The 20,358-nt window shown below is 52.2% G+C and carries 19 protein-coding genes; 9 read left to right on the top strand and 10 right to left on the bottom strand.

Annotation, left to right across the window (positions count from 1 at the left end):
- Nucleotides 1–42 precede the first annotated feature (42 nt).
- The 3 genes from ACFOMG_RS12485 to ACFOMG_RS12475 all read right to left on the bottom strand — a co-directional run bounded on the left by ACFOMG_RS12485 (nucleotide 43) and on the right by ACFOMG_RS12475 (nucleotide 3,436).
- Nucleotides 43–1,650 (bottom strand): ABC-F family ATPase, encoded by a 1,608-nt coding sequence (locus ACFOMG_RS12485; protein ID WP_376867019.1) that lies wholly within the window; start codon nucleotides 1,648–1,650, stop codon nucleotides 43–45.
- A gap of 148 nt (nucleotides 1,651–1,798) precedes the next feature.
- Nucleotides 1,799–2,374: an elongation factor P-like protein EfpL gene (gene efpL / locus ACFOMG_RS12480; protein ID WP_376867018.1), complete on the bottom strand. Its 576-nt coding sequence runs from the start codon at nucleotides 2,372–2,374 to the stop codon at nucleotides 1,799–1,801.
- A gap of 39 nt (nucleotides 2,375–2,413) precedes the next feature.
- Entirely contained in the window at nucleotides 2,414–3,436 is a 1,023-nt protein-coding gene (locus ACFOMG_RS12475; RefSeq protein ID WP_376867017.1) for a CvfB family protein, read from the bottom strand.
- Between the two features lie 416 nt (nucleotides 3,437–3,852).
- On the opposite strand from ACFOMG_RS12475, the gene ACFOMG_RS12470 reads away from it, so the two are divergent.
- The 3 genes from ACFOMG_RS12470 to ACFOMG_RS12460 are packed head-to-tail and all read left to right on the top strand — an operon-like array spanning nucleotide 3,853 to nucleotide 6,029.
- The gene (locus tag ACFOMG_RS12470) at nucleotides 3,853–5,064 is read left to right on the top strand and encodes a M48 family metalloprotease (protein WP_376867016.1); all 1,212 of its coding nucleotides are present in this window, start codon (nucleotides 3,853–3,855) and stop codon (nucleotides 5,062–5,064) included.
- 9 nt (nucleotides 5,065–5,073) lie between these two features.
- Nucleotides 5,074–5,586 carry a hypothetical protein gene (locus ACFOMG_RS12465; RefSeq protein ID WP_376867015.1) on the top strand — a complete coding sequence of 171 codons (513 nt, stop codon included), beginning with the start codon at nucleotides 5,074–5,076 and terminating at the stop codon, nucleotides 5,584–5,586.
- Between the two features lie 11 nt (nucleotides 5,587–5,597).
- Complete coding sequence (locus tag ACFOMG_RS12460; RefSeq protein ID WP_376867014.1) at nucleotides 5,598–6,029, top strand: hypothetical protein; 432 nt, start codon at nucleotides 5,598–5,600, stop codon at nucleotides 6,027–6,029.
- Between the two features lie 98 nt (nucleotides 6,030–6,127).
- Here ACFOMG_RS12460 and ACFOMG_RS12455 read toward each other — a convergent pair whose 3' ends face one another.
- Complete coding sequence (locus tag ACFOMG_RS12455; RefSeq protein WP_376867013.1) at nucleotides 6,128–6,406, bottom strand: peptidylprolyl isomerase; 279 nt, start codon at nucleotides 6,404–6,406, stop codon at nucleotides 6,128–6,130.
- Between the two features lie 26 nt (nucleotides 6,407–6,432).
- Nucleotides 6,433–7,272: a hypothetical protein gene (locus ACFOMG_RS12450; RefSeq protein WP_376867012.1), complete on the bottom strand. Its 840-nt coding sequence runs from the start codon at nucleotides 7,270–7,272 to the stop codon at nucleotides 6,433–6,435.
- Between the two features lie 220 nt (nucleotides 7,273–7,492).
- Here ACFOMG_RS12450 and upp point away from each other — a divergent pair, with 220 nt between their 5' ends.
- From upp to ACFOMG_RS12435, 3 genes are all read left to right on the top strand, one after another.
- On the top strand, nucleotides 7,493–8,119 hold the full coding sequence (upp, locus tag ACFOMG_RS12445) for a uracil phosphoribosyltransferase (protein WP_376867011.1): 627 nt from the start codon (nucleotides 7,493–7,495) through the stop codon (nucleotides 8,117–8,119).
- A 59-nt stretch (nucleotides 8,120–8,178) separates the two neighbouring features.
- The gene (locus ACFOMG_RS12440; RefSeq protein WP_376867010.1) at nucleotides 8,179–9,456 is read left to right on the top strand and encodes a uracil-xanthine permease family protein; all 1,278 of its coding nucleotides are present in this window, start codon (nucleotides 8,179–8,181) and stop codon (nucleotides 9,454–9,456) included.
- A 115-nt stretch (nucleotides 9,457–9,571) separates the two neighbouring features.
- Complete coding sequence (locus ACFOMG_RS12435; protein ID WP_376867009.1) at nucleotides 9,572–9,880, top strand: DUF3301 domain-containing protein; 309 nt, start codon at nucleotides 9,572–9,574, stop codon at nucleotides 9,878–9,880.
- An 85-nt stretch (nucleotides 9,881–9,965) separates the two neighbouring features.
- On the opposite strand, the gene ACFOMG_RS12430 is transcribed toward ACFOMG_RS12435, so the two are convergent.
- Nucleotides 9,966–10,667 carry a glutamine amidotransferase-related protein gene (locus ACFOMG_RS12430; protein WP_376867008.1) on the bottom strand — a complete coding sequence of 234 codons (702 nt, stop codon included), beginning with the start codon at nucleotides 10,665–10,667 and terminating at the stop codon, nucleotides 9,966–9,968.
- Nucleotides 10,668–10,678: 11 nt separating this feature from the next.
- Nucleotides 10,679–10,951 carry a DUF3820 family protein gene (locus tag ACFOMG_RS12425; protein WP_376867007.1) on the bottom strand — a complete coding sequence of 91 codons (273 nt, stop codon included), beginning with the start codon at nucleotides 10,949–10,951 and terminating at the stop codon, nucleotides 10,679–10,681.
- Between the two features lie 267 nt (nucleotides 10,952–11,218).
- On the opposite strand from ACFOMG_RS12425, the gene ACFOMG_RS12420 reads away from it, so the two are divergent.
- Both ACFOMG_RS12420 and ACFOMG_RS12415 read left to right on the top strand, forming a co-directional pair.
- Nucleotides 11,219–11,878 (top strand): flagellar brake protein, encoded by a 660-nt coding sequence (locus tag ACFOMG_RS12420; RefSeq protein WP_376867006.1) that lies wholly within the window; start codon nucleotides 11,219–11,221, stop codon nucleotides 11,876–11,878.
- 15 nt (nucleotides 11,879–11,893) lie between these two features.
- The gene (locus tag ACFOMG_RS12415) at nucleotides 11,894–14,575 is read left to right on the top strand and encodes a bifunctional diguanylate cyclase/phosphodiesterase (RefSeq protein WP_376867005.1); all 2,682 of its coding nucleotides are present in this window, start codon (nucleotides 11,894–11,896) and stop codon (nucleotides 14,573–14,575) included.
- 21 nt (nucleotides 14,576–14,596) lie between these two features.
- Here ACFOMG_RS12415 and ppnP read toward each other — a convergent pair whose 3' ends face one another.
- Both ppnP and ACFOMG_RS12405 read right to left on the bottom strand, forming a co-directional pair.
- Nucleotides 14,597–14,878: a pyrimidine/purine nucleoside phosphorylase gene (gene ppnP, locus ACFOMG_RS12410; protein ID WP_376867004.1), complete on the bottom strand. Its 282-nt coding sequence runs from the start codon at nucleotides 14,876–14,878 to the stop codon at nucleotides 14,597–14,599.
- A gap of 46 nt (nucleotides 14,879–14,924) precedes the next feature.
- Nucleotides 14,925–17,126 carry an ATP-binding protein gene (locus ACFOMG_RS12405; protein WP_376867003.1) on the bottom strand — a complete coding sequence of 734 codons (2,202 nt, stop codon included), beginning with the start codon at nucleotides 17,124–17,126 and terminating at the stop codon, nucleotides 14,925–14,927.
- A 447-nt stretch (nucleotides 17,127–17,573) separates the two neighbouring features.
- Here ACFOMG_RS12405 and ACFOMG_RS12400 point away from each other — a divergent pair, with 447 nt between their 5' ends.
- The gene (locus ACFOMG_RS12400; RefSeq protein ID WP_376867002.1) at nucleotides 17,574–19,397 is read left to right on the top strand and encodes a DEAD/DEAH box helicase; all 1,824 of its coding nucleotides are present in this window, start codon (nucleotides 17,574–17,576) and stop codon (nucleotides 19,395–19,397) included.
- Between the two features lie 88 nt (nucleotides 19,398–19,485).
- Here the strand turns inward: ACFOMG_RS12400 and ACFOMG_RS12395 are convergent, their stop codons facing one another.
- Nucleotides 19,486–20,283: a tetratricopeptide repeat protein gene (locus tag ACFOMG_RS12395; RefSeq protein ID WP_376867001.1), complete on the bottom strand. Its 798-nt coding sequence runs from the start codon at nucleotides 20,281–20,283 to the stop codon at nucleotides 19,486–19,488.
- Between the last annotated feature and the right edge of the window lie 75 nt (nucleotides 20,284–20,358).

Below are 20,358 nucleotides of genomic sequence, written 5' to 3'. Positions count from 1 at the left end.
CACGCCGTTTTTTATGGCTCGCTGAGTAGTGCTGCCAGCGTTTTAATCGATGCCCTGTGACTTGAGGTACTCATCATAAGTACCGTGGAAGTCGACAATTTTATTATCTTTAATTTCGATAATACGGGTTGCCAGTGAGGAGACGAATTCCCGGTCGTGGGAAACAAACACCAGAGTGCCTTCAAACATTTCCAGTGCCATGTTCAGCGACTCAATGGATTCCATATCCATGTGGTTGGTCGGTTCGTCCATCAGCAGGATATTATGATCGTGCATCATCAGCTTGCCGAATAACAGCCGGCCTTTTTCACCACCGGAACAGACTTTAACGTTCTTTTTGATGTCGTCCTGGTTAAACAGCAGGCGACCTAACGTGCCGCGTACCGCCTGGTCGTCGTGTTTTTCCGTTTTCCACTGTTCCATCCAGTCGAACAGGTTGGCATCTTTTTCAAACTCGTATTCATGGTCCTGAGCGTAATAACCGATATTGGCATTTTCAGACCATTTAATGGTGCCGGACGTTGGTTCAATGCCATCACGGTCAAAGCCGTTGACCAGACATTTCAGGAAAGTGGTTTTACCCGCACCGTTGGCACCGATGACGGCGATTTTTTCACCGGCTTCAATCATCATATCGGTATTGGCAAACAGAGTTTCGCCGTCATAACCGTGTGACAGGCCTTCGATCTCCACCGCCTGACGGTGCAGCTTTTTCTCCTGATTAAAGCGGATATACGGGTTCTGACGGGTCGACGGTTTGATGTCGTCGAGTTTGATTTTGTCGATCTGCTTGGCGCGTGAGGTTGCCTGTTTGGCTTTTGACGCATTCGCAGAGAAGCGGCTGACAAACTGTTGCAGTTCGGCGATCTGGGCTTTTTTCTTGGCGTTTTCCGATTGCTGACGCTCACGGGCGGCGGTCGAGGCAATCATAAAGTCGTCGTAGTTGCCCGGATAAATACGGATGTCACCGTAATCGATGTCGGCCATATGGGTGCAGACGGAGTTCAGGAAGTGACGGTCGTGCGAGATGATGATCATCGTGCACTTCATGTCATTGATGATGCCTTCCAGCCAGCGAATGGTGTTGATGTCCAGGTTGTTGGTTGGTTCGTCGAGCAGCAGGATATCCGGGTTGGAAAACAGTGCCTGCGCCAGTAATACCCGCAGCTTCCAGCCTGGTGCCACTTCGGTCATCGGGCCCTGGTGTAATTCGGTTTCGATACCGGCACCCAGCAGCAGCTCTCCGGCACGGGATTCAGCGGTGTAGCCGTCCATTTCGGCAAATTCGCCTTCCAGTTCAGCGGCACGCATGTAGTCGTCTTCGGTCGCTTCCGGGTTGGCGTAAATGGCATCACGCTCTTCTTTGATGGCCCACAGCTCTTTGTTACCCATCATTACTGTGTCGAGTACGGTGAACTCTTCAAACGCGAACTGATCCTGATGCAGCTTGCCCAGACGTTCGTTCGGAGTAATGGAGACGTTACCGGCGCTGGGCTCCAGCGAACCGTCGAGGATTTTCATAAAGGTCGACTTGCCACAGCCGTTGGCGCCAATCAGGCCATAACGGTTGCCATCGCCGAATTTGACAGAAATGTTCTCGAACAGTGGCTTAGCGCCAAACTGCATGGTGATATTCGCGGTTGAGATCACAGCTTTTGTCCCGGAGTGTCAGGGTGAAACATAAGATTCGAAAGGCCGCGACTATACGCGAAAAGTCAGTGAAAAACGAGCTGGGAAGCGTGTGACTTTGTAATGCTCCGAAGCCCGTTGCAGGCTCCGGAGATGGTTGGGCTGGCGCTTATTTCGCTTCGCCACGCCCCATAAACTTCTTCTCTTCGACGTTGATTTTAACCACATCGCCGGTTGAGATATGCTCAGGTACCTGAATGACAAGACCGGTAGTCATGGTCGCGGGCTTGGTGCGGGCGGTGGCCGAGCCACCTTTGATGGAAGGGTCTGTCTCAACGATTTCCAGCTCGACGTGAGCCGGCAGTTCCAGTGCTACCGGCGCATCGTCCAGTAATACCACCTGCAGGCCCTGGGTGCTTTCGTTGAAGAACAGCACTTCCTCTTCAATTTTGTCTTTGTTCAGGCTGTACTGAGAATAGTCTTCGTTATCCATGAAGACGTATTCGTCGCCGTCACTGTAGGAAAACATCACCTGACGACGCATCACGTCGGCCAGATTCAGCATATCGGAATCTTTAAAGGTTTCGTCGACTTTCTGACCGGTTGCCACGTTATACATACGCATGCGGTACAGGCTGCCACCGGCGCGGCCTTGCGGAACAGAGCGTTCGATATCTTTCACGAAATAGGCGTTGCCGTTAAATTCAATAGCGGCGTTCTTTTTGATCTCACTTGCCTTAGGCATTATCAGGTCCTCTTGATGCTATTCACTGATATCAGCGGTTTATTTTTTAATAGACAGTGTTTTACCGGATTTTTTATTGCTGACAAAGCGCTTGCGTGATTTTTCAGCTTCAGGCCGTGGCGCGGCTTCCGCTTTGTCGGATGTCTTGTGAACCGTTTTAGGTTGGCTGTGCTTCTTCTTCCCGGGGCGCGGCTTTTTCGCATCGCTGTCATTGGCAAGGCGGATATGATCGTCTTCGATGACAATTTTGCGTTCTTTATATAACTGGCCGATGGCCATTTTGAATACCCGTTTGGATACACCGAAGTGCAGTTCTATCAGATCGGCCGGGCTGCGGTCTGACAGCCCTAAGGTACCATCGCCGTCCTGCAGCTTTTTCAGAATACGGCTGGCCAGAGGTGATATCTTGGCATGACCGATGGGCTCCAGTGATAAGTCCAGCCGGTGGTCGTCCCGTACCCGTTTGATATAAGCATCAAGACGGTTGCCGGGGCGAATGGCTTTGCGGATATCGTCATGGTGAATGACCCCCCAGAATTCGTCGTCTACCACGGCTTTGTAACCCAGTTCGGTGCGATGGCTGACCAGTGCCCGGACTTTGTCACCCACCTGATACGGGTCCGGTGCTCCGGGCCAGTTGGCTTTGGCTTCATCGCTGATATAGCGGTTTAACCGGGTGCTGCCGATCAGTCGGCCGGTGTTGTCCAGCAGCACATAGACCAGGCAACTTTTGCCTTGTTCCAGCCGTTGTTTCTGTTCGGCAAAAGGCACAAACAAATCTTTTGCCAGACCCCAGTCGAGGAAAGCGCCGGTGCGGTTTACATCAACGACTTCAAGGCTGGCGACCTGATGCAGTTGTACCCGTGGGCGCTGGCAGGTAGCGATCCAGCGGTCTTCGGAATCGAGATAAACAAACACCTTAATCTCGTCGCCAATCTGAGTGTCTTCTGGCACCTGGCGGGTCGGTAGCAGAATCTGACCACCGTCCTGATCGTCCAGGTAGGCACCGTGAGGAGCCAGCTCCTGTACTTTGAGTGTGTTGTAGCGTCCGAGTTCGGCCATAAGGATCTCTGTCTTGCGGATGGGGGGCGATAATAACCGGCGCAATTCTACCAGTATCTGCAAGGGGTTACGATCAGCTTATCGCGGCACGGCAATAACTTACTTATGGCGGTGATGTAACACCCGGGAGTCGTCTTTGGGGGGGACCAATAAAGTCAGCCGTAGGGGTGGAAAGTGCCAGGCTTAGAAATTAGCGTGAACCTGTCACAGATTCTTACCACTGTTGCTTGTCCACAAATTTTGAGTATGTTATCAAGTACCCCCTCTATTGTGTTCCTGCACATCACAGCGGTTTACAGCTCCGGATTTTCCGGAAGCGGCTGACCCGGTCAGGTGATCTGCATGGGGAAGGTTATGGTGCTGATGCACCTGTGCAGGGATGTTCCATTCATAACAAGGATTACACTGGTTGACCCATGGTGGATATCAAAGAAAAGATTCGCTTCCGCTCCGACCGCAGTATTTACGATGAGCTGCTGGCTGATAAAACGATTAAAACACTGGCTGATAAACGTTTAAAAGAAGCGTCCGGCGATTCTTACCGCCGCGGACTGTTAGGCCACAGTTTACGTATTACCGAAAAAATAGCTCCGGACTTATATAGCCATGTTGCTGCGGCCCGCGATAAGCTGGGATTGTCGGATAAAAAAATTGAAATTTATATTTACAGCAGCCCTGAGCCTAATGCCAGTTGCGCATTTTTAGGTGGCGATGATGTGATCCTGACGTTCAGTTCGGGGTTATTGCAATCGATGGATCACGACGAACTGAATTTTGTTGTTGGTCATGAATTAGGCCACGCTTTATTTGAGCATTATGCATTACCGACTCATGGCATTCTGGAAGCCGGTAATCTGGATGCCGGTGATGCGATGAAACTGATGTCCTGGAGTCGTCGGGCGGAGATTTCTGCCGACCGCGCCGGCTTATTTGTGTGTGAAAGCCCGAAAGCCGCCATCAGTTCATTTCTGAAATTATCCTGTGGTTTGTCACACCCGGTGATCGAATTTGATCTGGAAGAATATTCGTCCCAGATTCAGGATTTATCTGAATTATCCAACAGTGTGGAAGATACCTCGCATTGTTATTCCAGCCATCCGTTTAACCCGATCCGGGTAATGGCCATCGATTTATACAGTAAGTCTGATGAATATCATGAGCTGACGGGTAAACAAAATTCATCGCTGTCGGTTGATGATGCGGATGAACGTATTCATTCGGTGCTGAAATATATGGAACCGGTGGCGGATGAAGAAAAACAGGCGATTCAGAGCCAGGCATTGTTCTGGGGGGGCGCCTGGGTGGCGTTCGCCGATGGTCATCTGGCTGATTCTGAAGCAGAAAACCTGCGCCAGCAGGCTGGCGATGAAATGTATGAGCAGGGAATGGCACAGCTGAACGAAACGGCGAATCCTCTGGAGCTTGCCCGCACTCAGTTTAATGAAGCCGTGCGTCCGTTGTTATCCATGGGGGCATCCGATCGTTGTTCCTTTATTCAGAAGCTGGTGGTGGTTGCCCGGGCTGATCAGAATGTGGATGACAGCGAACTGGATGCTCTGGCTGAAATGGCAAAAACCATGAAAGTGGAACCGTCTTTTGTTCAGCAGATTTTAATGTTTTTAGACTAGGAGAAATAAATGATTACTCGCGTATTCAGCAGGGTTAGCACGTTTTTCAGTGGTAACGAAAAAAGTGAAGAGGAACTGAACCCGTTCCAGAATCCGTTTACCAATAAAATTGTTGCTTACTCTAAGGAGATCGGCTGGAAATTTGAGGTCGTTTCTGAGAGCACAGTACGTATGCTGTTTGAACACGATAACGGTCGTACTCAGCTGGTATTATTCAGCCGTCAGCGAAGTGGTAATGACACGGAAGTGGTTTCTATTCATTCGCCGGTTATTTACCTGAGCACGCTGCGTAACTCCGGTGTTGATCTGAAAGCGTTCTTTAACGAGCTGCTGGTCCTGAATGCAGAATCTTCTAACTACAAGTGGGCATTTACTCCGGTTAGTGAAGAAGATGAAGTTCTGATTGCCTCGGTAGATCTGCTGCTCGATACCATGGACCTGAAAGAAATGGGCATGGCGGTATCGGCAGTTTCTGCGGTAGCGGATCAGATGGAAGAACGTTTTGGCGTCGACGAGTTTTAAGGGGAATTATTATGTCTAAGTTTTTGACCATTATGCGTCAACACGCAGAACAGCTGGGCCTGAATCTGAACGAAGAAAACGAACGTGTTATGTCAGCCATGTTCGATATGGGTGAAGGTCGTTCCCAGCGGGTACTGATTCTCCATCACCCAAGCGAAAACGGCCAGAACGATATCGTTGAAATTGCCTCGGCAGTGCTGGATCTGGAATCCATGCCGGAGCAGCAGGTGGGTGCTGAAATGGCACTGAAGCTGTTACGTGAAAATGATCAGCGTCTGTGTGCCGGTTGGGCAATCGACCGTAACAAAGGTACGCCGCACCTGGTTGCCATGGCCAACTGGTGGCTGGATGAGATGGATGCTGAAGAGTTCCAGACGTCGTTATTCAACGTTGCTGGTATGGCTGATGCACTGGAAGAACAGCTGGGCGTTGATAACTACTGAGTGTTAACTCCCGCTGACAAAGGCCGTTACTGCAAAGTAACGGCCTTTTTGTTGGTCGTGGCAAACGCTATCGGGGTCTGTTACCAGGCGCTGGTGATTCAGTGACGGTAAATGGTTTCAATCAGGTGGTAACCGAATTTGGTTTTTACCGGCCCCTGAACCTTCAGTAATGGCCCTTTAAATACCGCGTCGTCGAACGCTTTTACCATCTCTCCTTTATTAAACTCACCCAGGCTGCCCGCGTTTTTGCGTGATGGGCAGGTAGAGTGTTTCTGCGCCAACTTGCCAAAGTCAGCGCCATTGTCGAGTTGTTGTTTCAGCTTTTCAGCCTGCTCTTTGGTTTTCACCAGAATGTGCCGGGCACAGGCGCGTGGCATAACGATTCCTCGTGGTTAAGTGAGTACTAATGGCTTTGGTGCAGTTCTGCCATTTTCTCCAGTTGTTCCGGGGAACCAAACTGGCGTTTCAGCAGAGCCTGGGTTTTGTCATCGCCCTGGCGCATCAGCAGGCTGATTTTATCAAAGATGGGCTGACGTTGTGAGACGGGCAGCTCCTGATTAAACAACAGTCCGGCCAGGCTATCGCTGGCCAGGCTGCGAATATACGGGTTGTTGTCGGTTTCCAGCAGCTGAAAAAAACGATTACTCAGCCCGGGGTCGCTAACGCCGACGTAACTCAGATGCTCCAGTGCTTTGATGCGGCTGGCCTGATCGGTGCTGTTATCCGCCAATTGTAATAACGCGCGTGCCAGCTCACGGTTGCCGTACACACCGTCCGGCGCATTAATTGTGCCGCTGACCATCATCAGCTGACGTACCGCCCGCAGCCGCAGTTCGTCACTGCTGTTGACATCAAGTACCTGGTTGTAAAATTCGTTCAGCTTCTGATCGGCGTAGCCCGGGTCGGTTTTCAGCCGTTGTTCAAAGTCCGCTGGCAGGCCATCCAGCAGTTGCTGATATTCCTGTTCGGCTTCTGTCGGCGCTGACTGGCGCTGCAGCTTGGCCAGGTCGGTCTGCAGTTGTTGCAGCGTCTGATGCTGTTGCCGTAACGCCCGCTCAATATTGTGCAGGGCTGCCCGTAATGATTCTTCGTGGCTCAGGCCGGCATCATCACTGATCAGTGGCGGCAGGTCCGGGGTGAGTGGCGGGTTGATCTGTACCTGAGTCGCTGACTGTTGTTTCAGGCTCAGCCCGGCGATCAGTAATGCCAGTGTAGCGAGGGCTGGAGTGAGGAATTTCAGCATGTGGGCCGTGTCCTGAGTGGGTCCTTGTATCCTTTCAGGCCATTGAATCTGTGGCTCTGGCAGTGAATTGACCAGTTGGTTACATTTTTATTTCGCGCAACGGCGTTGCTTGTGCGAAAATCGCGCGCCAATTGTACCCCAGAGCCGCAGGCCGTGTATTCTGCTGGCTGGCCTGGCGGCTTTTTTATTCAGATCTGACAGTTTTAAGTTGAGGTAAATCATGAGCGTTCATGAAATTCGTCACCCTCTGGTTCGACACAAACTTGGCCTGATGCGCCAGAAAAATATCAGTACCCGCAGCTTCCGCCAGCTGGCTGGTGAAGTGGGGAATCTGCTGACTTATGAAGCCAGTAAAGATCTGGAACTGGAAGACTATACCCTTGATGGCTGGTGCGGTGATATCAGCGCCGAGCGTATCAAAGGGAAAAAAATCACGGTTGTGCCGATTCTGCGCGCCGGCCTGGGCATGCTGGATGGTGTGCTGGAAATGATTCCGAGTGCCAAAATCAGTGTGGTTGGTTTGTATCGCGACGAAGAAACACTGGAGCCGGTCAGTTATTTCGATAAGTTGGCCGGTGATATCGATCAGCGTATGGCACTGGTAGTGGATCCGATGCTGGCGACCGGTGGCTCAATGAACGCAACCATCGATTTACTTAAAAATGCCGGCTGTACCTCCATTCGGGCGCTGGTACTGGTTGCCGCCCCGGAAGGGATTAAGGCGGTACAGCAGGCGCACCCGGATGTGGATATTTATACGGCTTCGGTAGACGATCACCTGAATGAGAACGGCTACATTATCCCGGGTCTGGGTGATGCCGGCGATAAAATTTTCGGCACCGAATAATAAGCTTCTGCCTCGGATTGGCGTCAGCAGATAATGAAAACTAACTAACGGGGGAGACTATGTCTCAGGAGAATACTTACGCTGGCTGGCGTACCGCGCTGGCCGGGGCACAGATGTTATTTGTTGCCTTTGGTGCGCTGGTGCTGATGCCATTAATTACCGGCCTGGATCCCAGTGTCGCTTTGTTTACTGCCGGCATTGGTACACTGGTTTTCCAGCTGGTGACCAAGCGCTCTATTCCGGTGTTTCTGGCGTCGTCTTTTGTCTTTATTTCGCCGGTGATTGGCATTGTCAAACAATGGGGTGACGACGGTATTGCGGTCGCCATGGGGGCTTTGTTCTGTGCCGGTTTTGTTTACCTGGCGCTGTCGTTATTGGTGGCGCTGCGTGGTGCAGGCTTTCTCCATCGTATTATGCCGCCGGTGGTAACCGGACCCATCATTATGATTATTGGTCTGGGGCTGGCGCCGGTGGCCGTTAATATGGCGATGGGCAAAGCGGGTGATGCCTCGGCGGTGTTATTTCCGTACACGGATGCGATCTGGGTCTCTATGCCGGCGCTGGCGACCACGCTGCTGGTGGCGACGCTGGCGAAGGGGATTTTCCGTCTGGTGCCGATTCTTGCCGGTGTCGCGGTGGGTTATAGCATCGCGTTGTTTATGGGCATGGTGGATATGACGGCGGTGAACAACAGCGGCTGGTTTGCTGTACCGGATTTTGTTGCACCTAAGTTCGAGCTCAGTGCCATCCTGATTATGATGCCGGTGGCGCTGGTAGCGGCCATCGAACACGTCGGTGATGTGTTGGCTATCTCCAGTGTGACCGGTAAAAACTATGTCGAAAAACCCGGCCTTAATCGCACGTTATTAGGTGATGGTCTGGCCACGTCCACCGCTGCTTTATTTGGTGGACCACCTAACACGACCTATTCGGAAGTGACGGGTGCGGTGATGTTAACCAAAGCCTTTAATCCGGTCGTCATGACCTGGACGGCGGTGTTTGCCATTACACTGGCGTTTATTGCCAAATTTGGTGTGCTGTTGCAAACCATTCCAACGCCGGTGATGGGCGGTATTCTGATTCTGTTGTTTGGTTCAATTGCCAGCGTGGGTCTGAATATTCTGGTCAAAGCCCGGGTGGATATGGGGCAGCAGCGTAACCTGGTCATTGTTTCCACCACGCTGGTGTTTGGTATCGGTGGTATGGTGCTGGGTAGCCTGGAAGGTCTGAGCCTGTGTGGTCTGGTGGCCATTGTGCTGAACCTGGTGCTGCCCAAAGCGGATGAAACAGAAGACCTGCACGAAGAAGAAGAGATTGTTGATGGGCTGGTAAAATAACCCGGTAAATAATCCGCTGTGGTTGTGTAAACCCCGTCCTGCCGCTGCAGGGCGGGGTTTTTTATTACCTCGGTTGCCCCCATAGTAATCAGATTGCGGTTTTGTGGGGTTGCCTATGTTGGCCTGGATTTTTTTCTTTTCGTTGCTGGTGGTGCTGTATTTATTCTGGAATAAACAGCAGCAGGCCCGCGGGTTGGCGTCTGCCGTGGTCCGGCAACACTGTGATCGACAGGGATTACAATTGCTGGATGATACGCTGACCCTGGATGGCTATCAGCTGAAAAAGCGGCGTGCTGGCTGGTTATTAATGCGCTGTTACCGGTTTGAATTTTCATCCACCGGTGATGAGCGTTATCAGGGTGTGGTTGTATTGGCCGGGCGCCGGGTTGAGCGGCTGGAACTGGATACCCATCGGATGCATTAACAGGTGACAAGGCTATTGCATTCAGGCCAGTTGCTGGTACGTCAGAAAATTTCTCTGATTAAGGATCGCGGCTCAGAGCCGGGATTCAGAGTTGGAAAAACTCCAGCAACCAGCGGCCGACGCGATCGCTGTCGGTGGGCTGGTTCAGGGTGTTCATGCCCTGCTGGTAGCAGGTTTCACCAATCGCCTGGGCCCGGCGGGGTAATAACCGTGACAGATATTGTGCCGTAAACTCAGGGTGCCCCTGAAATGCCAGTACCCGCTGGTCGATAAAAAAAGCCGCATTTTCACAAAATTCACTGCCGGCCAGCCGTTTGGCCGTTGCTGGCAATTGCCCGACCTGATCCTGATGGCTGTAAATCAGCCGGATATGAGAGGTGTCGTCGTTCAGCCAGCCAGGGTGTTGTGTCACTGCGGTGGTATGCACACCAATGCCCCAGCCTTTTTCACTTTTGCCCGCCTGGCCCCCCAGGCTGTGAGCCAGGATCTGGTGGCCAAAACAAATGCCGGCGATTTTTTCGCCACCTTGGTGGGCGTTAGCAATCCAGCCGGATAATGCGGTAATCCACGGTTTGTCGTCATACACGCCGCTTTTAGAGCCGGTAATCAGGTAAGCATCACACGCCTGTGGGGCGGGGAGTTCGCCCTGCTGTACCTGATAAAAACGGTAATTCAGCTGGCCTCCGAGGCGGTTAAAAAAACCGGCAAACATGTGGCCGTAAGACTGGTAATCGGGTTGCAGATCGGCGTACAGGGTATCGGTTTCGAGAATGCCCAGTTGTAACATAATGCCTCCGGTCAGTGACGGCTGTCAGAGGATGGTGTCTGTGAGGCTCTGACCAGCTTCTGGACTGCCGGGTCTTTACGCAACGGCGTCAGGATACCTTCCAGTCCATTAATGCGGATTTCCAGTGCCAGGCTGAGTAAAAATCCCAGGCGTCCGGCTGGCATGCCCTGTTTGTTCATCCACAACAGATATTCTTCCGGGATATCAATCAGCACACGGCCGTGAAATTTCCCGTACGGCATGGTGGTGGTGATCAGCGCCACCAGGTCCTGCTTATCAAACATGTTTCAGCCTGTGGTTTTGATAATGTTGAGCGGGCCGTCAGTGGCTGAATCTGGTCGGCCTGCGGCATGTTACAGAAAGTGTAACGAGTTACCTGACGGATGAGAAGCTGTAACCCGAGGTGCGACCATTTACGCCTGATTGTCGGCTTTTTGCCGTGGCTGACGTCTTTACCAGGAGCGCTCTGAAAACTGGTCTACACTTTTTACTGGTGTTTCACTCATTAGTTTCATTCTTTTGACTTACATATTAACGATAAGTAACGACCTATGGACGGTAAGCCAAAGCGCTTTGAAGATTTAAAATTATTACCCGGCCAGTCAGTGCAGCTGGAGTTTGAGGGTTATACCAGTGAGCGGGATCGCAGTACGTTAATCGGTTATCTGGCCGGACGTTCTATCCTGGTGTCGACACCGGTTAAAAATGGCTCACCGCTGTCATTAAAAAACGGTATGCCCCTGGCAGTGCGTTTTTTTGCCTCACAATGGAACAGTGCCTGCGCTTTTAAAACGGAAATTATTCACGTCTCACGTGCACCTTTCGCTCATATTCATCTGGCGATGCCTGAAAAGCTGGTGGTGGGGGAGGTACGCAGTTCCGTGCGGGCGCGGGTCAACCTGGTATGTTCACTGGTGTTTGGTGAGCAGCAGCAACATAAATTATCTGCCCGACTGGTGGATTTAAGCCTGGGTGGTGCCCGTATCCGCGCCGCTCAGTTACCGGTCAGTAAAAATGAATCACTGCGGCTGACGGCGCAATTCAGTATCAGTGGTATTGACCGGATCGTACAGCTGGATGCGGTCGTACGTTCAGTCAATGTTGAAGACTCAGACATCGCCCTGGGGGTGCAGTTTCTGAATGTCAGTGATTCCGACAAAATCACATTGCATGCTTATATTCTCTCTCACATCACTAATCTCGGCAGCTGATATGAGGTTGTGGCCGTGGTGAGGAGCGCAAACAGACACTGGCAGGCGACGCTGGCGAAGCTGATGGCGACCGAGGACTGGCAGGGGCTGCAGCAGATTACGCCGCTGGAGTCCGGGGCACAAGCCGGGCTGCCGCTGGAAGTGTTGCTGGAACGTTGTATTAAAGTGTTTCTCACCACCCGTTCGGGTCTGCTCGACAGCGATCTGAATGCGGCTCTGACGCAATTATGTATGCAGCTGGATGCCAGCCGGGCATTGCTGGTGGTACGTCCTGAAGAAGGAGAAACCCAGCCTTATTGCATCGGTGCCGGGCGTTCCGGCGAACCGGACTGGCAGCGGGATATTCGCGCCATCAGTCAGCACCTGGATGCCTGGTGCGATATTGCCCGTGATCGTCAGGTACGGTTGCGTCACAGCCGTGATGAGTTATCGGTTGAAGAACAATATGTCTGGGCTGCGCTGCAACCTGAGGCTTTGTTAATAATCCCGGTGATTGGCCGTACCCGTGAAAGTGGCTGTTTATTTTTTTCGCTGGCGGATGATAAATCTCTGGATGATGCACAGGCATCGCTCTTATCCGTGTTCGCTCAGTTGTGTTATCTGGTTATTGACCGTACCCGTATTGTTGAGCGGCTGGAGCGCCGCGAGCGTTTGCTGCAACGTACTGAACGGCTGGCCTCGATTGCCAGCTGGCGTGACGATATTGTTAATGACCGTATTACTTTTACGCCACAAATGGCGGATATTTTTGAATTGCCGGAGGGTACGCAGGAAGTTCAGATCTCCACCTTTTTTTCTTACGTTCATCCGCAGGATAAAGAGCGGGTATCTGCGGCCATGAAACACAGTATTGAGTCGGGTGAAGCATACGATATTGTTTACCGCATACAGTTGCCTTCCGGCAAAGAAAAATACCTGCACGGCCGGGCTGAAGTGATTCACGACTCTCAGGGTAACGTGGTGGCGCGCAGCGGCTCTATTCAGGATGTGACCGAACAGCAATCCAAAGACCGGCGTCTGCACCAGGCCGCGGTGGTATTTGAGTCGACCAAAGAAGGTATTGTGATTACCGATACCCATGCCTGTATTGAAGCGGTGAACCCGGCATTCAGTGAAATTACCGGCTACGCAGAAGCAGAAATATTAGGCCAGCCGATATCGATCCTTAAATCCGGACAATACAGCAACGATTTTTATCACAAAATGTATCAGGCCATTGATCAGCAGGGCTATTGGCGGGGAGAAATCTGGAATCGTAAAAAAAGCGGTGAGCTGTTTCCCGAATGGCTCACCATCAGTGCGGTACGTGATCATGATGAACGCACCAGCCATTATGTTGGTGTGTTTACCGATATGTCGAAGCTGAAAGAGTCCGAACAGCAACTGGAACATTTATCGTATTACGATTCTCTGACCAACCTGCCGAACCGGACGTTATTACTTAACCGGCTGGAACATGCGCTGGAAAAAAGCCGTAAAAGCCAGCGCAAAGTGGTTTTGATTGCCATTGATATTGATCACTTTAAACACATCAACGACAGCCTTGGTCATCCGGCCGGTGACCGTTTATTGCAGGAATTTTCCCACCGCTTACGCAAACGACTGCGCGACAGTGACACGGTTGCCCGTCTCGGTGGTGATGATTTTATGGTGGTGCTGGAAGATGTGGTGAATGACGATCAGGTGCGGGTGGTGGCTGATATTATTAAAAACCTGCTGCAGCAGCCGTTTGACGCCGGAGTCGGGCAGGAATTATTTATCAGTGTTTCCATGGGGATCACGTTATGCCCGGACCACGGTAATTCTGTGACGCAATTGCTGAGCAATGCCGACGTCGCCATGTTTAAAGCCAAACGTGAAGGCCGTAATCATTATCGCTTTTACAGTAATGATATGACTCAGGCGGCGGCCGACCGTCTGGAGTTAGGTAATCAGTTACGCAAAGCGCTGCAGCGTGACAACGAATTGCAGATGTATTATCAGCCGCAGATCTGTATACGCAGTGGCGCGATGATCGGTGCTGAAGCTCTGATGCGCTGGCATCACCCACAGCAGGGGATGATTTCTCCAGGGCGTTTTTTACCCGTGGCAGAAGATAACGGCCTGATGCCGGAGTTGGATGCCTGGGCTCTGACGTCGGTGTGCCGCACCATCAGTGAATGGCAGCAACAACAGCGCCAGCCGGTGACGATTGCCGTCAATATTACTCAGCCGACCTTTGTTGCCGGAGGTCTGGTGGAGTTGCTTGAGCGCCTGTTGCAGCGCTATCAGATAGACCCGGGCTGGCTGGAGCTGGAAATTACCGAAGGTGCGTTACTGGAGCCGACGCCTCAGGTACTGGATACCATTGCCGGGCTGAAAAATCTGGGGGTGGCACTGGCGGTGGATGATTTTGGTACCGGTTATTCATCACTGGCTTACCTGCATCGCTACCGGGTGGATAAACTGAAAATCGACCGCAGTTTTGTCAGTTCAATCGAAAAAAATGAAGAAGGCCGGGTGATCACCACCACGATTATTAATATGGCGCGCGGGCTTGGTTTGCAGGTGTTAGCGGAAGGTGTGGAGAATGAAGCGCAACTGGCCTTTTTACGCGATAACCATTGTGAAGGGTATCAGGGCTTTTATTTCAGCCGCGCTTTGCCGCGGGATAAAATGCAGCGCCTGATTGCCGCTTCACAAGCAGACAGCCGCTGAGCAGCGACTGCCTGTTTTCAGTTATTCGTAAGTGCAGAAATACACAGTGTCGGCACTGATGGATACCTGAAATTTGACGTTAGCATCCAGGTTAAACGACTGGCCCTGGGTAAAGGTCTGAAAGGTATCGCTACCAGGCAGTTTGACCGACATGCTGCCGGATACAACGGTCATGACTTCTTTCTGGCTGGTGCCAAACTCGTAATCACCCGCAGTCATCACGCCGACTGTGGCCGGCAGGGTTTCGGTTTGCAGAGCGATGGATTTTACTTTGCCATCAAAATATTGGTTAACGTCCAGCATCTGAGCTGCTCCTGAAATCTGGAAAAAGGCCGGGCATTATACGGTGTTAATCCGGGGGTGTCTCCTGAACGCGGTGCTGAGGCAGCTGACGCGGGAACAGCAGCTGATAGTGGGTGCCTTGTCCCGGGCTGCTGCTGACATCAATGCTACCCTGCAGGGTTTCAGTAACCAGCTGATGGATGATATGGGTTCCCATACCGCTGCCGCCGTCGGCTCGCCGGGTGGTGAAAAACGGCTCAAACAGGTGATCAAGGGTGGCCTGGTCCATGCCGGAGCCATCATCACTGAAGCGCAGCCGGATCTGGTCGCCTTCACAGCGGATGGAAATATCGATGTGACCCTGCTGACCTTCACCAAAGGCATGGATCAGCGCATTCATCATCAGGTTGGTTAAAATCTGCGACAACGCCCCCGGGTAGCCGGAGATGTATATTTTTTCCGGACAATCGACCCGGACTTCAAGCGGACGATATTTGTAGTTTGGCCGCAGTGAAGTCATGATGCTGTTGATGTAATCACCCAGTTCAAAATCGCGCTGTTTTTCACTGGCCTGGTCGACCGCGACCTGTTTGAAACGGCTGATCATATCGGCGGCGCGGCGCAGGTTATCTGCCGCAATCTGTGTACCTTCCTGGGAAAATTCGATGAAGTCATTAAATTCTGCTTTATCAAGTTTGCCGGCCCGGAAGGAGCGGTTCAGTTCGTTAAGCTGTTCTTCCAGGGCGCTGACCGCCGTGACACTAACACCCAGCGGAGTATTAACTTCGTGGGCCAGGCCCGCCACCAGCTCGCCCATGGCGGCGTATTTTTCCATGTTAATCAGCTGCGCCTGAGTCAGTTTTAATTGTTGCAACGAACGCAGTGCTTCTTCTTTTTTGGCGTTCAGCTCCTGGGTACGCTCTTCGACTTTTTCTTCCAGCCGGGTATTTAATTCGGCAATTTTGGTTTGCTGGCGGGTCAGCTCTTCGTTACTTTCTGACAGCCGCCGGGTAAAACTGTCGATCTGTTTTACCAATACATTAAAGGTGGTGATGATGGGGGTAAATTCGTTCTGGTGTGGGTAAGCGATCGGGCGGATATGAATCTGTTGCTGATTGTCATTGGAGTCAACAGTGGAGCGCAACAGTGTCAGAATCTGCTCAAACGGCTGGAACAGCACCTCCAGCAGCAGCGCCATAATGGCGACAAACAACAGTGCGATGCCAACTCCCATGGTCAGGGTTTCCTGCCGTTGCTGATTGATGACCCGGGCGAAGTCTGCTTCCGGCACAATCACGCCAAGCACCAGGCCGGTGGCCGTTCTTCCGGCGTACAGCCGTTCGCCCAGGCTGGTGACCTGGAAGTCCGTGGTATTCAGGCCCGGGCTGTTACTCAGCCGGATACTGGTGTCGGCAAAAATCTGGCTGGCGTCCTGATGGGTAATCTGAAAATCCGTCACACTGCCGATGGTGCTGTCGCTGAGGCGTACCGCAGTATTGCTGAGAACGGCGGAGACGCTATCCGCCGGGCCGCTGAAGTGATTGTCCAGCAGCGGCACATTGTCGTCAGGGTGGAATAAAAATGGCCGGCTGTTATCGGTAAACCCCGACTGACTGAGGAAACGTCTGGCATCTTCGATCGACCAGTCAACGCTGGCCAGGCCAATCACTTTGCCTTGTGGATCAAACATCAGAGCGGTCACTGTCATCATCAGGGATTGGCTGGCGGCATCGTCGGTGTAGGGCGCTGACCAGTGAATCATCGTGCCACTCAGGTTATCGCGTTGCCAGTTGTCGGGTAGTGCCTGCTGATACCAGCGCTGGGCCGGGTAGTTGTATTCCGGTGTGTTTAACTCCCAGCTGAAGCGGACCGTTTTGTCGTTGCGGTAAACGTACGGGCCCATCAGGCGCTGTTCCGGGAAGAACTGATAGGGTTCAAACCAGATGCCTCCGCCTAACGCCTGAGGAAAGGAGGTGAAGGTTTTTTTCAGCAGCGATGAGAAGCGCTGCTGGGCCTGTTCGTGGCTTAGCTGCTGACGCTGCTGATGCAGCAGTTCGCCGGCCAGTGCCAGTGCGCGGGCGCTGCGCTCCATCTCGTTTGCCAGCGAATCAAAGTGTTTCAGCCGGGACTGCAGGGTGGTGCGGATCTGTTGCTGGCCGTTTTCCAGTAATGAGCGGCTGGCCTGGCCGCTGAACTGGAAGATCACCACCAGGAAGCCGGTTAACTGAAGAATAATAACGCTGAGTAAAATCCGGGATTTAATACTCATAAAAAGCTGAATGCTGCTGTCACGTGTCAATGCCGCCTGTTGTTTTTGTTCAGAGTAGCAGTCACCGTTGAAGATGGCTGTGGCCGGGCGGGTTTATCCGGGCCAAATGGCAAGAATATCAGTATCGTTGGCAGGGTTTAAGAGCAGAGATGGGCCAGATGGCAGAATGAGCCGGTTTTGTCTGCTGTGCACGCTGTCAGGTGTAGCAGCGTGAAAATAACTACATAAAATCACATAAAAGGCAGGCGCAGCAGCAAAGATTTATGTATAATCGCCGCCCTTTTAAACCCCTAGTCGGGCATCGCCGTCCTGTTGGCAAGTCGGAAACTCCTTTACAGCTGAACATTTATTGTTACTCGTCCCGGTTCTTCCCGGACGTGATCGGCTCTGGTGTACCCTTGTGTGAGAGTGAACACGGCCTGCGCCCGCTTTCTGAACAGGTACAATATGACCGATTCTACGCCAACAGGCTTCGCCAGCCTGGGCTTACCTTTTTCTATTCTGCGCACACTGGACGAACTGGGCTACGAAGCTCCGTCACCGATTCAGGCCAGCAGCATTCCTTCTTTGCTGGAAGGTCGCGACGTGCTCGGTATGGCGCAAACGGGTACCGGTAAAACCGCTGCGTTTGCGTTGCCGATTCTGGCCCGTACTCAGGCTGAGATGAACTCCCCGCAGGTGCTGGTACTGGCGCCGACCCGTGAACTGGCACAGCAGGTTGCGGAAGCGGTAAAAACCTACTCCAAATATCTGCCGGGTATTAATGTCTCTGCCATTTATGGCGGCACCGATTACGGCACTCAGCTGCGCGAACTGAAGCGTGGCCCACAATGGGTTGTGGGTACCCCGGGCCGGGTGATGGATCATTTACGTCGTGGCACACTGAATCTGGCGGATATTAAAGCCGTGGTGCTGGATGAAGCCGATGAAATGTTGCGTATGGGCTTTATTGACGATGTGAACTGGATTCTTGAGCAGGCGCCTAAGCAACGTCAGGTTGCGTTATTTTCGGCCACTATGCCAAAAGAGATTCAGGCGGTTGCGGAGAAACACCTGACTGACCCGGTGCAGGTAAAAATTAAAACCAAAACCACCACCAACGATAAAATCCGTCAGCGTTACTGGTTTGTGGGTGGCGTGCATAAAAACGATGCGTTATTACGCATTTGTGAAGTCGAAGATTTCGACGCCATGATGGTGTTTGTCCGCACCAAGCAGGCTACCGAAGAAGTGGCTGATTTTATGCAGGCTAACGGTTTTAAATGTGCCCCTCTGAACGGTGATATTCCACAGCAGCTGCGTGAAAAAGCGGTGGAAAAATTAAAGGCCGGTAAACTCGATATTCTGGTTGCTACCGATGTGGCTGCCCGTGGTCTGGACGTTGAGCGTATCAGCCATGTTATTAACTACGATATTCCTCAGGATACCGAATCTTACGTTCACCGTATTGGCCGTACCGGTCGTGCCGGGCGTGAAGGTGAAGCGATTGTGTTTGTTCGCGGCCGCGAAAAACGGATGTTACGGGATATCGAAAAAGCGACTCGTCAGAGCATTGAAGAGATGCCACTGCCAACCGCCAAAGACGTTAACGCCAAGCGTAAAGAACGTTTTCAGGCGCGTATTCTGGATGCCATTCATTCTGAGAAGAATCAGGTATTCCGCGATATGATTGAAGCAATTCTGGTGGAAAATCCGGTGGATACGCTGGATGTGGCCGCTGCTATTGCGCGTTTGGTGCAAGGCAATAAGCCGCTGTTCCTGGATGAGAAAAACGATGGTCGTATGATGGAGCGACGTGAGCGTGAGCCGCGTGAAAAACGCGAGCGTGGTGACCGTCCGGAACGTGGTGATCGTGGCCGTAAAGCGTTACCGGAAGCCCGTCCGAAACCATTAAAAGGTCAGCCGGATGTTGAGATGGAACGCTACATTGTCAGCGTCGGTTACGATGATGGTTTACGCCCTGGTAATCTGGTAGGAGCCGTGGCGAACGAAGCTGAGCTGGAGAGCCGCTTTATTGGCCATATCGAAATTCTGGAAACGTTTTCCGTGATCGATCTGCCTCAGGGGATGCCGCCGGCAACCATGGCGGTGCTGAGAAAAGCACGTGTGTGTGGTCAGCCGCTGGATATGAAAGTGTATAAAGAAGCGGACATTCCCCAGCGTCAGGCGAAAAAGCCTCGTCCGGATCGTGGCCCGAAAAAACCACACCGTGGTGGCAAGCCGGGTGGTAAGCCGGAATTTAAAAAACGTAAGCCAAAAACGGATCGTTGATCCGTTGCCCGAAAGGGCGCGGAGCGGATATAAAAAAAACGCCTGAGGATCATCTCCTCAGGCGTTTTTTTATTGGCGTGAGCCGGGGTCAATATTGACGATTGATCAGCTCATTCGCTTTTTGCTGTGCCCGGCGTGCGACGCTGGTGTTCGGGAACTCCGCGGCTATTTTGCGGAAATAGGCCAGTGCTTTTTTATTGTCGCCGTGGCGGTTGTAAGGGCTCATATAAATCAGACCGAGCTGATACAAGGCCTTGGCGCGCATTTCATCGGATGATGCTTTGTTATCGTACAGAATCAGGTAGACACTTTCGGCATCGGCAACCCGCTCATCGGTGATGGCACGTTCGCTCATTGGTGTCAGCTCAGCATCAAATGGTGTTTCATTACGGGATAACAGTTTGGCGCGGTTAACCTGCTTAAGTAATTGTTTGGCGCTCAGGTTCACGGATTCGCTGGCACGCTGATCAAGGATCTCAAGGCGTTTATCAACCCGTGGCTTTAGCCGGGAATCGGGGAATTCGATACGGTGTTGGGTGAAATAGGCCCGGGCTTTGCTGTCATCGCGATAATCGTTATAGCGGTTCATATACAGCAGGCCAATCTGATAAATCGCCAGTGATTTAATGTTATCGCTGTAATCCGGATCGGCGTAACCTTTGAGGTAAGTGGCAACGGCTTCGTCGGTTTTGCCACGGGCAATGGCCTGAACGGAATAGGTCAGCAGGTCGCGTTCTTCTGCCAGGGCGGCAGCCGCACGGACTTTGATATCTTCATCGCGGCGTACAATTCCGTGCCCCGCACCTTCTACCACCAGCAGCGGAGTGGCTGCGGCGCAGCCACCAAGTGCAGCCAGCACACTAAGCAGCATAACTGTTCTGATCATTAGTCGGTTCCCTGATCGTTGAGTGAGAATATTGTTACAAGTGTAATAATATGTAACATACCTGAAAAGGTACGG

This window comes from Bacterioplanoides pacificum, assembly GCF_042648445.1.
In the GTDB taxonomy this organism is placed as follows: Bacteria; Pseudomonadota; Gammaproteobacteria; order Pseudomonadales; family Oceanobacteraceae; genus Bacterioplanoides; species Bacterioplanoides pacificum.
The sequence above is the reverse complement of the archived record's forward strand: the minus strand, read 5'-3'. Positions and strand labels throughout refer to the sequence as shown.

What these genes read in the sequence shown, in the direction of transcription:
- ACFOMG_RS12435 (WP_376867009.1), top strand. Translation starts at nt 9,572, where the DNA reads ATGTTGGCCTGGATTTTTTTCTTTTCGTTGCTGGTGGTGCTGTATTTA.
- ACFOMG_RS12395 (WP_376867001.1), bottom strand. Translation starts at nt 20,283, where the DNA reads ATGATCAGAACAGTTATGCTGCTTAGTGTGCTGGCTGCACTTGGTGGC.
- ACFOMG_RS12420 (WP_376867006.1), top strand. Translation starts at nt 11,219, where the DNA reads ATGGACGGTAAGCCAAAGCGCTTTGAAGATTTAAAATTATTACCCGGC.
- ACFOMG_RS12405 (WP_376867003.1), bottom strand. Translation starts at nt 17,126, where the DNA reads ATGAGTATTAAATCCCGGATTTTACTCAGCGTTATTATTCTTCAGTTA.
- ACFOMG_RS12455 (WP_376867013.1), bottom strand. Translation starts at nt 6,406, where the DNA reads ATGCCACGCGCCTGTGCCCGGCACATTCTGGTGAAAACCAAAGAGCAG.
- ACFOMG_RS12425 (WP_376867007.1), bottom strand. Translation starts at nt 10,951, where the DNA reads ATGTTTGATAAGCAGGACCTGGTGGCGCTGATCACCACCACCATGCCG.
- ACFOMG_RS12460 (WP_376867014.1), top strand. Translation starts at nt 5,598, where the DNA reads ATGTCTAAGTTTTTGACCATTATGCGTCAACACGCAGAACAGCTGGGC.
- upp (WP_376867011.1), top strand. Translation starts at nt 7,493, where the DNA reads ATGAGCGTTCATGAAATTCGTCACCCTCTGGTTCGACACAAACTTGGC.
- ACFOMG_RS12450 (WP_376867012.1), bottom strand. Translation starts at nt 7,272, where the DNA reads ATGCTGAAATTCCTCACTCCAGCCCTCGCTACACTGGCATTACTGATC.
- ACFOMG_RS12430 (WP_376867008.1), bottom strand. Translation starts at nt 10,667, where the DNA reads ATGTTACAACTGGGCATTCTCGAAACCGATACCCTGTACGCCGATCTG.
- ppnP (WP_376867004.1), bottom strand. Translation starts at nt 14,878, where the DNA reads ATGCTGGACGTTAACCAATATTTTGATGGCAAAGTAAAATCCATCGCT.
- ACFOMG_RS12400 (WP_376867002.1), top strand. Translation starts at nt 17,574, where the DNA reads ATGACCGATTCTACGCCAACAGGCTTCGCCAGCCTGGGCTTACCTTTT.
- ACFOMG_RS12470 (WP_376867016.1), top strand. Translation starts at nt 3,853, where the DNA reads ATGGTGGATATCAAAGAAAAGATTCGCTTCCGCTCCGACCGCAGTATT.
- efpL (WP_376867018.1), bottom strand. Translation starts at nt 2,374, where the DNA reads ATGCCTAAGGCAAGTGAGATCAAAAAGAACGCCGCTATTGAATTTAAC.
- ACFOMG_RS12475 (WP_376867017.1), bottom strand. Translation starts at nt 3,436, where the DNA reads ATGGCCGAACTCGGACGCTACAACACACTCAAAGTACAGGAGCTGGCT.
- ACFOMG_RS12465 (WP_376867015.1), top strand. Translation starts at nt 5,074, where the DNA reads ATGATTACTCGCGTATTCAGCAGGGTTAGCACGTTTTTCAGTGGTAAC.
- ACFOMG_RS12440 (WP_376867010.1), top strand. Translation starts at nt 8,179, where the DNA reads ATGTCTCAGGAGAATACTTACGCTGGCTGGCGTACCGCGCTGGCCGGG.